The following is a 13,251-nucleotide window of genomic DNA, read 5'->3' on the forward strand; positions in this document are numbered from 1 at the left end:
CATGAACGTTTCCGGCCTGTCGGGGACCAGCATCATGGCACTGCCCACCAGTGCGGCACCGCAGGCGACGGTATCAAACCCCGCCATGAACGTTTCCGGCCTGTCGGGGACCAGCATCATGGCACTGCCCACCAGTGCGGCACCGCAGGCGACGGTATCAAACCCCGCCATGAACATTTCCGGCCTGTCGGGGGCCAGCATCATGACACTGCCCACCAGTGCGGCACCGCAGGCGACGGTATCAAACCCCGCCATGAACGTTTCCGGCCTGCTGGGGACCACTATGGCACTGCCCACCAGTGCGGCACCGCATGCGACGATATCAAGCCCCGCCATGAACTTTTCCGGCCTGTCGGGGACCACCATGGCAGTGCCCACCAGTACACCGCTGGCGGCTACCCTGAGTACCGGCGCAATAGCCGGTATCGCCCTGGGGGCTGCAGCCTTTGTGGTTGCTGGTGTGGCAGGGGTGTACATCTATTGTCATTATCACCGCAGGTCATCCCCCGCCGATGCGGATGACCTGCAGGAATTGGTGACAATCAATAATACTGCGGTACAGGAGGAGGTTGATAAACCGATGATAGAAACCTTCAGGGGAGAGGCAAGAGGGGAACCTGCCGGTGAACAACGATCCGGAAGGCCACCTCAAGAGCCGCTCGGACTGAAAAAACCACTACTACCGGAACAACCACCCATACGGGCAAGGGGCCCCGTTTTATGAGGAACTCCGGGAACAGGTGATGCCCTGTCATGAACACATAAATGAAGATGTTGGCGAATATGAAGATGTTGACTCTTGCAATCCCCGCAGAATGAGTACCGCTTTATAGCCTGATGATTAATGCAGCCAGGACAAGTGCGATTACACAAGCTGTTATAGCAACAAATCACTTCCTACTCCGGTAACCCGATTTTTCCGGGCTTTTTTGTCAGCGGGTTATATTTACAAAACTGATTGTATGGCCAATCGAAAATGACTGGGGCAGGCTTGCTTTATCCGGATGATTTTCAAACGGAAATCAGGCTTTTGAATAGTTATGGTTGAGTTAACAGGTAAAACCGTGTTAAGCGTTTAAGGGTTTCAGCCGTTACTGATTACCATGAAAATATGCAGGTTCGCATGGCTGGTTTGCATAAAAAAGTGATGGGTAAGTCAGGCAGCCTGATTTTGTTACAGGTGTTTGAGTGCTGAGTTGCCCGGAGGAAATGTGACCAGAATATTCGAGTCGGAAAGTGGCTTTAAGGTACTGGAAATAAGGCTCTGTACCGGATCATACAGGAAAATAACCCACTCCTTTACGGGAACGAGGTTGATGGTTTTCCTTGACCGATTATTGACTTCGCCTTATATATTGAAGCAATTTCTATCCCGGCTTTTCTTGTTCTGGCGAGTAGACTCTATTTCAGCAGGTCTGATTATTGAGTATGATGGGCGATTTATCTGCTCACAGATCTGACCAGCCAGAACATTGGAACAGATGACAGGACGTGTAAGGCAGCATGGGTAAATCGCTAGTTATTGTGGAGTCGCCTGCAAAGGCGAAAACGATCAACAAATATTTGGGCAAAGACTTTGTTGTCAAATCCAGTGTGGGTCACATTCGGGATTTGCCAACAGCGGGTGGGCCGAAGAAAACCGTGGATGCCAAGGCCAGGGCCAGGGCAGCTGCCGAGACTAAAAAGCTCTCACCTGAGGAGCGTGAGCGCCGCAAGAAAATCAAGGCCCGTGAGCAGTTGATCGACCGTATGGGGATCAACCCCGATAATGGCTGGGAAGCGCAATACCAGATTTTGCCGGGCAAGGAAAAAGTCGTTGACGAACTTGCCCGTCTGGCAGAAAACGCTGACACCATTTATCTGGCAACGGATTTGGACCGTGAGGGAGAAGCCATTGCCTGGCATTTGCAGCAGGCCATTGGTGGTAGCCCGGAGCGCTATCGCCGTGTTGTCTTTAACGAAATTACCAAGAAAGCCATCCAGTCTGCGTTTGAATCCCCCGGGCAGTTAAATCAGGATCGGGTTGACGCTCAACAGGCCCGCCGGTTTCTGGATCGGGTGGTTGGTTACATGGTTTCCCCGCTGCTTTGGGCAAAAATTGCCCGTGGGCTCTCTGCCGGGCGTGTTCAATCCGTTGCTGTCAAGCTGGTGGTGGAGCGTGAGCGGGAAATTCGCAGTTTTATTCCTGAAGAGTACTGGGAAGTTTATGCCGATCTCCAGGCTGCCGGGAGTGATGCCGTCCGTTTTCAGGTAGTGAAAGAGAACGGGGTAAATTTCAGGCCAACAGGCAAGGCGGAAACGGATAAAGCCCTGGCTCAGTTACAGCAGGGTCAATACGCTCTGACCAGCCGGGAAGATAAGCCAACCCAGAGCAAGCCTTCGGCACCTTTTATCACATCAACACTGCAGCAGTCGGCCAGCACGCGCCTGGGTTTCAGTGTCAAGAAAACCATGATGCTGGCGCAGCGCCTGTATGAGGCGGGTTACATCACCTACATGCGTACCGACTCCACCAATCTGAGTCAGGATGCGGTTGCCAGTGCCCGGTCCTTTATTGCCAAACAGTATGGTGATCAATACTGTCCGGAGCAGCCAAATCTGTACAGCAGCAAGCAAGGTGCCCAGGAAGCTCACGAAGCGATTCGACCATCCAGTGTTACGTTAAAGCCTGATGATCTGTCTGGAATGGAGCGGGATGCGGAGCGTTTGTACGATTTGATCTGGCGTCAGTTCGTTGCCTGTCAGATGACGCCTGCTGAGTATCTCAGTACGTCTCTGGTCGTCGACGTTAACGGCTATCAGCTCAAAGCCAGGGGACGGACATTGAAGTTTGATGGCTATACCCGGGTGCAAAAGCCTCTGGCCAGAAAAGGCGAAGATGTGATTCTGCCGGATCTGCAAAAAGGGGTAGCCCTGACCCTGGAAAAACTGGACCCCAAACAGCTGTTCACCCGCCCACCGGCCCGTTTCAGCGAAGCGGCACTGGTCAAGGAGTTGGAGAAACAGGGTATTGGTCGGCCGTCGACCTATGCGTCGATTATTTCCACCATTCAGGACCGTGGTTACGTTTCAGTGAAGAATCGCCGCTTTTATGCGGAAAAAATGGGCGATATTGTCACTGATCGTCTGAATGAGTCGTTTAATGAGCTCATGGACTTTCACTTCACGGCAAGAATGGAAGAGAAACTCGATGATATTGCTGAAGGTGAAAAAAACTGGAAGCAGGTTCTTGATGATTTTTATACCGACTTTACCCTTCAGTTAACCCAGGCTGAACAGAGTGAAGGAGGGATGCGCGCAAATGAACCCTCCCTGACCGATATAGAGTGTCCTACTTGCCATCGACCCATGATGATTCGTACTGCATCGACCGGGGTGTTTCTGGGTTGTTCCGGTTATTCACTGCCACCGAAGGAACGCTGTAAAACGACGATTAACCTGGTTCCCGGTGAAGAGGTGGAAGACGCCGATGATGAATACGCCGAGGTTAATGCCCTGCGAGCCATGCGTCGTTGTCCCAAGTGCTCTACCGCGATGGAAAGCTATCTGATTGATGAGCAGAGAAAGTTACACGTCTGTGGTAACAACCCTGATTGTTCCGGCTTTGAGGTGGAGAAGGGGAGTTACAAATTAAAAGGTTATGATGGCCCCGTACTTGACTGTGATAAGTGCGGCAGTGAAATGCAGTTGAAAACCGGGCGCTTTGGCAAATATTTTGGTTGTACCAACAGTGAATGCAAGAACACCAGAAAGTTGCTGAAAAGTGGTGAGCCTGCTCCACCCAAAATGGAGCCAGTGCCCATGCCTGAGTTAAAGTGCGTAAAAGTTGATGACCATTATGTGCTCAGGGATGGCGCGTCCGGATTGTTCCTTGCGGCCAGTCAATTTCCCAAGAACAGAGAGACCCGTGCTCCGCTGGTGGCGGAGCTATTGCCCCATCAGGCCATGATCGACCCTAAATACGGTTATCTGATGGATGCTCCCCGTCAGGACCCTGATGGCAATCCGGCAATTATTCGTTACAGCCGTAAGACCAAACAGCAGTACGTTATGTCCGAGCTTGATGGTAAGGCAACGGGCTGGAGTGCGGTATTTGAAGATGGCCGCTGGCATGAAAAGCAGTCTAAAAAGCGCCAGTCCGGTTAGATTTATCTCAAACCCCAGGTTCGTGAGACAGGGCTATGAAGCCCTGTTGTATTATGGCTGTTAAGTAGCTAACCATATGAAATCACATATTTCTGACTCCTTGTTCAGGCACTATGCTTCGTTACAACTCCGGTCACATAGCTACGGCTATGCTCCCTCCGTTGTGCCTCGCATAGCACCTGCCCAAGTAGCCAGAAATATGTGATTTCATATGGCCAGCTACTTATAAACTTTGAGTTCGACAAAGCACAAGTTGTTCCCGAAAGATTGATGGAGTTGGTTATGACAAACAATTGGCAGGGATATACCAATAAAATGCTCTTTCACGCCCGTTTGTTGCTGGATGCCTGGGAAGATGCTGATGATCTTGCCAAGTCGGCATTTCGTGAGGCCTGTCTGAATGCAATGGTTCAGGCTTACCGCTCGTTACTGGCGGAAATTATGACGAATTACCGTTTGCCGGTAAATCAGCTACCCTCTCTTGATGAGGCAATGAACAGTGTTCATCATAAGGGAGAGGTGTCTACTGAGTTGCAGTACATTGAACGTCTTGAGCAACATGATTCCTGGTTGTCGGCGTTATTAAAAAGTCATCAGGACTGTGCCATGCCTATACAGCGTAAAAGTGTTGAGCGGAATGAAATTCCTCTGTTTAATGCCAATAGTGTGCGGTTTGATCAGTCAGAAGGCTTTCTTTCTGTGCTTGAGTCCTTGAAGGAGCTGGTTACCTATAGTCGGAACTTCAGCCTGGAGTGGTAGGTTTCTGATGTTTTCAGGTTTGTTCATTGCCAGCCATATTCAGCTCTTTAGGGCTGATATCTTGAAAGCCTCTGCTGGCTAATGCACAATGCTTCACCGCTAACCCTAAAATCCCGGTATCACTATTTATGTCAGCGTCGTTTCTTGAAATTGTTGAACTGCCTTCCGGCGAAATCGTTTTGCGTCGCAGTGATGAGGAGAACGCCGAGCCTCTGGTTACCATGTCATTCTCCCGGGAGTTGCTTGACTTTCTCCAGGGAGATCAGGTGGAGGTAGCCAAGGCTATGCTGGATGCCTGCATAGAAGAAGTCGGGCGTAAAACAGAAGCTGACGCTGGAGAATACATCCCTGAAAACCGGGTTCTTCATTAACCGTCATACAGACCCTCCAGTTATCCTCTGTTCCTGATTGCCAGTCCCTGACATCGACCTGAGCGAGCGGCGGTCTCGAGTTCAGAGAGTGTGATGCTATCCATCTGCTCGATCCAGCTGACCACGGTGTGGCTGGTGCCTGAGGCCAGTGCCTTGCGAGTGAGTTTCAGTGGGTCTGCCACTGCGGAAGGGTTGAGAACCTGAAGGCGCTGCCTGCTGATGCCCGATGACTTCAGCCAGTTTATGGTGCTTTTTGCCTGTTCACTGGACAGTATCAGGGTAAGCCAGCGTTGATCCTGATGGTTAGCCAGCTCATACAGAACAGTCTTCAGAAAACGTCCTGATTGCCAGGGCGGGCCTGAGAGAATCAGCTCATCAATAAAGCTGACAGGTTCACTGTCAATGCAGGGAGCGTTACCGTTCTGACTGGATGATGGTGTTAATGCTTGCATGTCAGGTCCTCTACATCAGAGATCGTCAGGGTCTAGTGCTGCTAAGCGCTGTTGCCCATACCGTTCGTCCTGAAGCTTGTCGAAGGACCCATAGGGCCTAAAGGCGGAAACTCCGGACTCTGATAGATCGTGCCAAGCACCCTTCGACTCCGCTCAGGGTGAACGTGGTTTACGGGTAATAACGCTTAGCCGCACTAGTTCCTGATAACCCCCACACTCAGTCCTTCGATAGCAAAGGTATCAACGCTGAGGTCTACTTCGATTGTCTTGAATTCTTTGTTTTCCGGGTGCAGGTAAATTCTGTTTTTAACCTGTTCAAAACGTTTGACCGTTACTTCGTCGTCAATTCTGGCAACGACAATCTGGCCATTGGCTGCGGTTGATGTTTTATGGACAGCCAGAAGGTCCCCGTCAAGAATACCGATATCCTTCATGCTCATCCCTTTTACCCGAAGCATGAAGTCTGCTTTGGGGGAAAAGAAATCAGGGTTGATGGACAGGTGGTCTTCAATATGTTCCTGGGCAAGAATGGGGCTTCCTGCAGCAACCTGTCCTACAATAGGCAGGCCGGAAGATTCAGTGCCGGGGATTCGGATACCTCTTGAGGTTCCGGGGGTGATCTCGATAGCTCCCTTGCGGGCGAGGGCTCTGAGATGTTCTTCTGCTGCATTGGGTGATCGGAACCCGAAGGTCTGTGCGATTTCTGCACGAGTGGGGGGGAAACCGGTCTCTTCTATATGAGATTTGATCAGTTCAAGAATCTCAGTCTGGCGCTTGGTCAATTTATACATGATTAAATCTGTGTTTTTATACAGTACATGTAATTATATACAGTATTTTGCTGACTGCAACCACCCCTGTCTTATTAATCTAACTTGATGTTTCAGTTGGCAAACGTTAGTTTTAAACAAATGTTTACATTGGAGGTTTTACAGACATGTCACAGTCAGCGACAGTAGACAGGATTCTGGACGCTGCCGAGAAGTTATTTGCTGAGCATGGGTTCGCAGAGACCTCGCTGCGTTCAATTACCAGTCAGGCGGGTGTTAACCTGGCCGCTGTTAATTACCACTTCGGCTCCAAAAAATCCCTGATCCAGGCGGTCTTTTCCCGTTTTCTTGATCCTTTTGTCAGCAATCTTTCCGGGGCTCTTGTGCGATATCAGGATAATAATGACGTTCTTGATCTGGAAGAAATACTTCATTTACTGGTGGATCAGATCATGGCGGTTAAACCCCGCAGCCCTGAAGATCTCTCTGTTTGTATGAGGATGATTGGCCTGGCCTACACACAGGGCCAGGGGCATCTGAAGAAATATTTGCGCGACGTCTACGGGGAAGTATTCCAGGCTTATCTGGAGTTGCTGGTAAAAGCGTGTCCTGAGTTGCCATTGAATGACCTGTTCTGGCGCGTCTATTTTATTCTGGGTTCCGCTGTGTTTACCCTTTCAGGAGCGGATGCACTGAGGGCTATTGCGGAAAGCGATTATGGGGTCAGGACTGAACTGGAAGATATCATGAGAAAGATGGTGCCTTTCATGGCGGCAGGTCTAAGATCGCACACCTGACGGATCATTTAACCATACAGAGCTTGATTTACCGATGCATCTTACTGTTCATATTGCCAGTCAGGAGATGGTGCTGCATGAGAAGGACGGCAAGCGCCGTGTTTATTCTGTGTCTACTGCCAGCAAGGGAGTCGGGCAGCAGGAGGGGAGCTGGCAAACACCTCTTGGTCAGCATGTTATCCGGGCGAAAATTGGTGCCGGTCTGCCGACTAATTCAGTATTTGTCGGACGTCGCTTTACCGGTGAGATTTATTCCCCCGGGCTTTGTCAGCAGTACCCTGAAAGAAAGGACTGGATATTAACCAGAATTTTATGGCTCAGTGGCCTGGAGCCCGGATATAACCGGCTGGGTAATGTTGATACCATGCGTCGCTATATCTATATCCACGGTTCGCCGGATACGGCAGTGATGGGTGAACCCGGCTCGCGGGGATGTATCCGAATGCATGGGGAAGATATTATCGATCTGTTTGACCGTGTAGATACCGGTACCAGGATAGATATACAGCTTAGCTGATACCGTTTTTTTTAGAGGATAGAGTCGTGCCAACAGGCCTGAACCGTGGTGTTCTTTTGATTGATCTCGAGGGAGTGCAGCTGACCGCCGAAGAACACCAGCTGCTTTCCCTGCCCGGTGTTGCGGGTATTGTCCTTTTTTCCAGGAACTATCAGAGTCGGGAACAGTTAATTGCCATGGTTCGTTCTGTCCGGAATGTTCGTCGGGATCTGTTAATCTGTGTGGATCAGGAAGGTGGGCGTGTGCAACGCTTCAAGGACGGATTTACCCGTCTACCCCCGGCGCAGGCTTATGGGGCATTTGACCCGGATCAGCAGTATCAGATGGCTTATCAGTCAGGCTGGCTGATGGCCTCTGAGTTGCTGGCCTGCGGGATAGATCTTTGCCTGGGGCCGGTGCTGGATATTGATCATGGTAAAACGTCGATCGTGGGAGATCGGGCTTTTGGGCGTTCGATTGAGCAGGTGAATCACCTGGCCTCATTGTGGATTGATGGGGTTCATGAAGCGGGAATGTCTGTGGTTATCAAGCACTTTCCGGGCCATGGGAATGTGGATGCTGATTCCCATGTGAGCCTTCCCCTGGATGATCGTACTTTTGATGAGATCTGTCAGTCGGACCTGGAGCCTTTCCGGGTAATGATTCAAAAGGGGGTTGAGGCATTAATGTCGGCCCATATCCTGTTTCCCGCTATTGACCGGCATCCGGTGGGTTATTCTTCAGAATGGCTGAAAGGGGTGTTACGCAATCAGCTGTCATTTGAGGGGCTGGTTATCAGCGATTGCCTGTCGATGGAGGGAGCGGCGAAAACCGGCAGTTATCCTGCCAGGGCCAGGGCAGCCCTGGATGCTGGTTGTGATCTCCTGATTATCTGTAATCGTCAGGGGGTTCGGGAGGTACTGGCTGAGATAGACGGCTCGGGTTTACAGGGTGTCGGTCCGGATGGTTTGATGCCTGACTCTTACACTGACTGGGCGTCTCTTGAACAGTCAGAGCGCTACAGGAAGGCGCGTAAAATGCTGGTAGAAGCTTTTGGAACAGGCTGACTTTAATGGTGCCATGGCCATCACCGTCCGGCAATTCAGGGAAACTTTCTTTCTAAGCGGTTGTAGGAATGCTTGAAAGAGGATAGTAAACAAACTGGCTACAATTTATAAAAATAACCAACTGAAATCCCTGAATGATCCCGATTATGAACCCCGAATTTATCTCGTTCTATTCTCATTTGATGATTGCCTTTTTGCTGGCTGCTGCTTCATTTTATGGCATAAAGTGGTTGGCCCATGGTGAGCAAAAGGGGCCGGAACGGGTCTTCTGGTGCCTGGCTATCAACATACTGCACAGACCCTTGCTGACGCTGCCCTGGGTGTTGTTCATTCTCTATTCGGCGCATTACTGGCCGGGGCTTGAGCGGTCGGATGTCAATGAAACCCTGCAACTGATTCAAAAACTCATTCTGACCATCTATCCGGCCTGGTTTATCTGGGAAATCAGCCTGAATATGCCAGAGGTGCTGGATTCCATGGGCGAGCGGTGGCGTGAGCGTTTATCGCCTTCAGTGATTGCCCGTTCAGTGCAGCTGATTATCGTTGTTTCTACATTGTTGAGTCTTGCCCAGGCCTTCGGCTATAGCCTGTCAACCCTTCTGGCCTTTGGTGGTATTGGCGGTATTATTCTGGGTCTTGCTGCCAAGGACTGGCTGGCAAACTTTTTCGGTGGATTAATGCTGATGTTGGATCGTCCTTTTACCGAGGGTGACTGGATTCGCTCTCCGGACCGATCCATTGAAGGGCATATCGAAAAGGTTGGCTGGCGTCTGACAAAAATAAGAACCTTTGATAGACGGCCTATTTATGTTCCAAACTCAATCTTTACCGGCATCGTGGTGGAGAATGCCACTCGAATGAAAAACCGCCGAATGATTGAAAATTTTGCTCTTCGTTACGAGGATATTGGCAAAATACCCCGCATTCTCAGTCGCATAGATGATCTTGTTCAACAGGTTCCCGAGGTTGACAGTCGTGAGCCTCATTATGCCGTTTTCATCCGTTATGATGATTCTGCCCTTTTATGTCAGGTTCGGGTGCATATCACAAGAACGGATCGTGTTGGTTTTTTAAAAGCTCAACAATCTATTTTGCTTCTGATTGCAGCGGTTGTTAACGAGGAAGGGGCGTTATTCGCTTATCCGACTCGAAGGATTCTTTCAGATGGGTCGATAACACAGTAGTTATATTCAATACGATGAAAATTGATAACAAGGCTAATGGATATACTGATTGTTGAAGATGCCCGTGACCAGAGAATGATTTTGTCTGTGGTTCTGAAAAAGCAGGGGTATCGTGTTTTTGAGGCATCAGACGGCTATGAAGCACTGAATGTTCTGGAAAGCCATCCTGATATCCGGATTGTCATCAGCGACTGGATGATGCCCAATATGGATGGTATCGAGCTGTGTGAGGCGATCCGTAACAGTGATTTTGGGTACTATATCTATTTCATGCTGCTAACGGGTAACTCGGATCGTGAGGCCGTGGTGGAAGGAATTAACCGTGGTGCTGATGATTTTATCAATAAGCCAGTGGATTTTGATGAGCTTGGTGCGCGCCTGAATGCCGGCATTCGAATTATCGAATTAAAAGCGGCGCTTGAACATAAAATACATACCATAGAAAAAGACCTGGAGTCGGCGGCAGAAACACAGGCTCGTCTGCTCTCTGAGCCAGCGAAAATTCAGAGTGTGGATTTTAACTGGTATTTCAAACCAAGCCGCATTCTTGGTGGCGATATGTTTGGTTATCAGGCACTTGATGGAGAGACACTGGGCTTCTATCAACTGGATGTAGCCGGACATGGTATTCCTTCAGCACTGTTTTCTTTTTCATTGAACAATACCCTTCGTGAGGACGGGAGTGGATCGCTGGTTAAGGCGTCATTCAGCGAGCCACCTTTTTATCGGATAAAAGAACCCAATGAAGTGCTGGTGAGTCTGAATGAGCAGTTTCAGGCAAAACCTGAGTCGATGCTCTACTTCACCATTGCCTATGGGATAATCAACAGCCGCACCGGTTCTGTTACGTTGTCACAGGCTGGCCATCCATCATCACTGTGGCTGAAAAGCGGTTCAAAATCTGTCGAAAAAATTGCCTGTGGTGGCGTACCGATAGGTATGATGCCGGACATGACCTATAAAAATGTCACTATTGCACTGCAACCTGGTGACCGACTTTTTCTTTACTCCGACGGGGTGACGGAGTGTGAAAACAATGTCGGTGAAATGTTTGGTGAAGACCGGCTGGTAGCTTCTCTGGAAGATGCTTTTGATCACACCCTTGAAGCCATGATCAGCCGGGTTGAGCAGGACATCACTAACTGGACCGGAGCGGATGTTTTTGAGGATGATGTAACTTATCTGGTACTGGAGTGGCAGCCGTAACCAGGCTTGCCTTATTAATTACGCAACGTTTATAACGCAAGGAGAGCGACATGCCATTTGATTCTAAAAATGATGCCGGGCATACCATCGTATCAATCGACGAAACCCGGCTTGATGCATCTTTATCAGAGCCTCTGAGGATTTATCTGTTTGACCAGATCGACAATGGCTCCGATAACCTGGTGATTGATTTATCCCAGGTGCGTTTTATGGACAGCAGTGGTTTGGGGGCATTGGTGGCAGGTCTGAAAAAAATGGGGGGAGCCGGTTCCATGAAGCTGGCCAGTGCCCAGCCTGCGGTTATGGATCTTTTCAGTCTTACCTCTATGGACAAGCTGTTTACCATTCTCCCTACAGTGACCGAGGCCATTAAGGAGAAGTAATCATGACCGACGAAAAGGGGCAGGCTGTCAGGCTTGAGATTGACAGTGAGCTGGCGAATACCACCCTGGTTGCCATGGCTGTCCGGGGCCTTTGTGCCATGACAACACTGTCCCCGGTTGAGGTGAATCGTGTGGAGCTGTGTGTGGTTGAGATTGTGAATAATGCCATCGAGCACGCCTATGGTAATGAAAAGGGGCATAAGGTTGAGGTTGGGGTCAGTCTTTTGCAGGCTTGCTTAATGCTGACCATCAGTGATTGGGGTAAGCCAATGGATCAGGGTAAGCTGGGGAGCAGGGATATGTCAGTGGATCCTGACAATCCTGCGGCGTGGCTGTGCAGCGGTAGAGGGTTGCCGATCGTCCAGAGTTTGATGGATAACGTTGAGTATCAGACTGTTGGGGATAAAAACAGTTTTATCATGAGTAAGCAGATCAGGAGTTAGTACACAGTTTCAATACATTTGATGGGGTCATTTAGGAGCTGTCCTGAAATAATTTACACATTTCTGGGTTTCAAAACTCCGTTCGTCCTGAGCGGAGTCGAAGGACATAAAATCCATACCCTGAATAAAGACTGTGCCAGTCACCCTTCGACTCCGCTCAGGGTGAACGGAGATTGTCCACATGAAGCTTATTGAAATGATGAACTGTTCTGTTCACTCATTTTTAGCAACGTCAGCTGCTTTTTTCTGAAATGATCATTCCCGTTTCCACCAGCGCCTCAGGGCGATCATAGGGCGTAAGTTTGAACAGGACGCCAATCTCCGGACTGTCTATGTATTGAATTTCCTTTACATTCCGAACTCTTCTTCGCTGCTTTATCTGAAAATTATCGGTTATACGCAAAGGCGGGGAGCCATCATCCAGTCTCACCAGATTGTCAGATCCTATATCAGAAGCAGCCAGAACGTCAGATGTCTTTTGTTCGTAATTGTTTCCGGACAGGGCGGAGTACAGTGGTTCCGGACTTAATTTATTCAGCCACAGATCAATATCAACATGCAGAAAGCGCTCTTCACTGACGCTGACCGTGCCATTCAGCAACAGATTGTCCTGCCCGCTGATAGCAGCCCGGATTTCAATCGGTCGTTTACCCGATCTGGCGCTGACAGGCATTCGCCAGGCTTTATGGGTAATCACCTGATAATTGCGATTTCTCTCAAGTGCAGTTACCTGGCTGTTCAGAATCCTTTCATTGGCTGGCAGGTCGATGTAGGCATCACGCATAACATCAGGATGGCTCTGCTTTACAGGCTCAATAATGTCAAACAGAGGACTGCTATCATCAGGGTCGGCAGCGTGAGTTTGCAGTTTGATTACATTGCCAGGTGCCCGGTAACCGGCAACGGGAGGCCAGGCTTCGCCACTGTGATTGTTGAGGTAACGAAAAACCACAAGATCCACCTGATACCATGGGATATCAGGTCCTCCATCACTCGCGTTCTGTGCAGCAGAAAGCGGTACATTAACCAGTAGTGCTATCGACAATGCGATAAGCTGAAGTTTTTTCATACAGAATTTCCTTGGATCACCCAATCCGGAATCAGGGATTGTGGCTTTTGTGCAGCAGCTCCTGACTGTCTGAAAACCAGCCAGGTGGCTATTGTTAGATATCAGCTG

Annotated in this window: 14 protein-coding genes; 10 read left to right on the plus strand and 4 right to left on the minus strand. The window is 49.6% G+C overall.

Translation table 11 applies throughout. The annotated features are described in order from the left end of the window. A partial coding sequence (locus ACO6VE_RS18770) for a hypothetical protein (protein ID WP_422462855.1) occupies positions 1-477 on the minus strand: 477 nt, incomplete at its 3' end. A 1,026-nt stretch (positions 478-1,503) separates the two neighbouring features. Between ACO6VE_RS18770 and topA the strand changes: the two genes are divergently transcribed. The 3 genes from topA to ACO6VE_RS18785 all read left to right on the plus strand — a co-directional run bounded on the left by topA (position 1,504) and on the right by ACO6VE_RS18785 (position 5,276). After that, the gene (gene topA, locus ACO6VE_RS18775) at positions 1,504-4,146 is read left to right on the plus strand and encodes a type I DNA topoisomerase (protein WP_422448016.1); all 2,643 of its coding nucleotides are present in this window, start codon (positions 1,504-1,506) and stop codon (positions 4,144-4,146) included. 282 nt (positions 4,147-4,428) lie between these two features. Continuing rightward, complete coding sequence (locus tag ACO6VE_RS18780) at positions 4,429-4,905, plus strand: DUF6586 family protein (protein WP_422462857.1); 477 nt, start codon at positions 4,429-4,431, stop codon at positions 4,903-4,905. 128 nt (positions 4,906-5,033) lie between these two features. Beyond that, positions 5,034-5,276 (plus strand): hypothetical protein, encoded by a 243-nt coding sequence (locus tag ACO6VE_RS18785; RefSeq protein ID WP_101747527.1) that lies wholly within the window; start codon positions 5,034-5,036, stop codon positions 5,274-5,276. Between the two features lie 20 nt (positions 5,277-5,296). On the opposite strand, the gene ACO6VE_RS18790 is transcribed toward ACO6VE_RS18785, so the two are convergent. Continuing rightward, positions 5,297-5,728 carry a hypothetical protein gene (locus ACO6VE_RS18790; RefSeq protein WP_422462859.1) on the minus strand — a complete coding sequence of 144 codons (432 nt, stop codon included), beginning with the start codon at positions 5,726-5,728 and terminating at the stop codon, positions 5,297-5,299. Between the two features lie 194 nt (positions 5,729-5,922). Next, positions 5,923-6,519, minus strand: coding sequence for a transcriptional repressor LexA (lexA, locus tag ACO6VE_RS18795; RefSeq protein WP_209201430.1), 597 nt, complete (start codon positions 6,517-6,519; stop codon positions 5,923-5,925). A gap of 146 nt (positions 6,520-6,665) precedes the next feature. Here lexA and ACO6VE_RS18800 point away from each other — a divergent pair, with 146 nt between their 5' ends. The 7 genes from ACO6VE_RS18800 to ACO6VE_RS18830 all read left to right on the plus strand — a co-directional run bounded on the left by ACO6VE_RS18800 (position 6,666) and on the right by ACO6VE_RS18830 (position 12,074). After that, the gene (locus ACO6VE_RS18800; protein WP_422448010.1) at positions 6,666-7,295 is read left to right on the plus strand and encodes a TetR/AcrR family transcriptional regulator; all 630 of its coding nucleotides are present in this window, start codon (positions 6,666-6,668) and stop codon (positions 7,293-7,295) included. Positions 7,296-7,329: 34 nt separating this feature from the next. Then, positions 7,330-7,812, plus strand: a complete 483-nt coding sequence (locus ACO6VE_RS18805; protein WP_422448008.1) for a L,D-transpeptidase family protein — start codon at positions 7,330-7,332, stop codon at positions 7,810-7,812. 26 nt (positions 7,813-7,838) lie between these two features. Beyond that, positions 7,839-8,858, plus strand: a complete 1,020-nt coding sequence (gene nagZ, locus ACO6VE_RS18810) for a beta-N-acetylhexosaminidase (RefSeq protein ID WP_422462861.1) — start codon at positions 7,839-7,841, stop codon at positions 8,856-8,858. A 146-nt stretch (positions 8,859-9,004) separates the two neighbouring features. Then, positions 9,005-10,042, plus strand: coding sequence for a mechanosensitive ion channel family protein (locus ACO6VE_RS18815; protein WP_422462863.1), 1,038 nt, complete (start codon positions 9,005-9,007; stop codon positions 10,040-10,042). A gap of 36 nt (positions 10,043-10,078) precedes the next feature. After that, positions 10,079-11,248: a PP2C family protein-serine/threonine phosphatase gene (locus ACO6VE_RS18820; RefSeq protein WP_422462865.1), complete on the plus strand. Its 1,170-nt coding sequence runs from the start codon at positions 10,079-10,081 to the stop codon at positions 11,246-11,248. 50 nt (positions 11,249-11,298) lie between these two features. Beyond that, a complete protein-coding gene (locus ACO6VE_RS18825; RefSeq protein ID WP_101747520.1) occupies positions 11,299-11,631 on the plus strand; it encodes an STAS domain-containing protein in 333 nt (110 codons plus the stop codon). Positions 11,632-11,633: 2 nt separating this feature from the next. Further along, positions 11,634-12,074 (plus strand): ATP-binding protein, encoded by a 441-nt coding sequence (locus tag ACO6VE_RS18830; protein ID WP_422447998.1) that lies wholly within the window; start codon positions 11,634-11,636, stop codon positions 12,072-12,074. Between the two features lie 232 nt (positions 12,075-12,306). Here the strand turns inward: ACO6VE_RS18830 and ACO6VE_RS18835 are convergent, their stop codons facing one another. After that, positions 12,307-13,143 carry a CsiV family protein gene (locus tag ACO6VE_RS18835; RefSeq protein WP_422447996.1) on the minus strand — a complete coding sequence of 279 codons (837 nt, stop codon included), beginning with the start codon at positions 13,141-13,143 and terminating at the stop codon, positions 12,307-12,309. Positions 13,144-13,251: the final 108 nt, after the last annotated feature.

Source organism: Endozoicomonas sp. ALB115 (assembly GCF_049310245.1).
Taxonomy (GTDB): domain Bacteria; phylum Pseudomonadota; class Gammaproteobacteria; order Pseudomonadales; family Endozoicomonadaceae; genus Endozoicomonas.

Excerpts from the sequence above, each read along its gene's own strand:
- topA (WP_422448016.1), top strand. The coding sequence starts at position 1,504 with ATGGGTAAATCGCTAGTTATTGTGGAGTCGCCTGCAAAGGCGAAAACG.
- ACO6VE_RS18780 (WP_422462857.1), top strand. The coding sequence starts at position 4,429 with ATGACAAACAATTGGCAGGGATATACCAATAAAATGCTCTTTCACGCC.
- ACO6VE_RS18785 (WP_101747527.1), top strand. The coding sequence starts at position 5,034 with ATGTCAGCGTCGTTTCTTGAAATTGTTGAACTGCCTTCCGGCGAAATC.
- ACO6VE_RS18790 (WP_422462859.1), bottom strand. The coding sequence starts at position 5,728 with ATGCAAGCATTAACACCATCATCCAGTCAGAACGGTAACGCTCCCTGC.
- lexA (WP_209201430.1), bottom strand. The coding sequence starts at position 6,519 with ATGTATAAATTGACCAAGCGCCAGACTGAGATTCTTGAACTGATCAAA.
- ACO6VE_RS18800 (WP_422448010.1), top strand. The coding sequence starts at position 6,666 with ATGTCACAGTCAGCGACAGTAGACAGGATTCTGGACGCTGCCGAGAAG.
- ACO6VE_RS18805 (WP_422448008.1), top strand. The coding sequence starts at position 7,330 with ATGCATCTTACTGTTCATATTGCCAGTCAGGAGATGGTGCTGCATGAG.
- ACO6VE_RS18815 (WP_422462863.1), top strand. The coding sequence starts at position 9,005 with ATGAACCCCGAATTTATCTCGTTCTATTCTCATTTGATGATTGCCTTT.
- ACO6VE_RS18820 (WP_422462865.1), top strand. The coding sequence starts at position 10,079 with ATGGATATACTGATTGTTGAAGATGCCCGTGACCAGAGAATGATTTTG.
- ACO6VE_RS18825 (WP_101747520.1), top strand. The coding sequence starts at position 11,299 with ATGCCATTTGATTCTAAAAATGATGCCGGGCATACCATCGTATCAATC.
- ACO6VE_RS18830 (WP_422447998.1), top strand. The coding sequence starts at position 11,634 with ATGACCGACGAAAAGGGGCAGGCTGTCAGGCTTGAGATTGACAGTGAG.
- ACO6VE_RS18835 (WP_422447996.1), bottom strand. The coding sequence starts at position 13,143 with ATGAAAAAACTTCAGCTTATCGCATTGTCGATAGCACTACTGGTTAAT.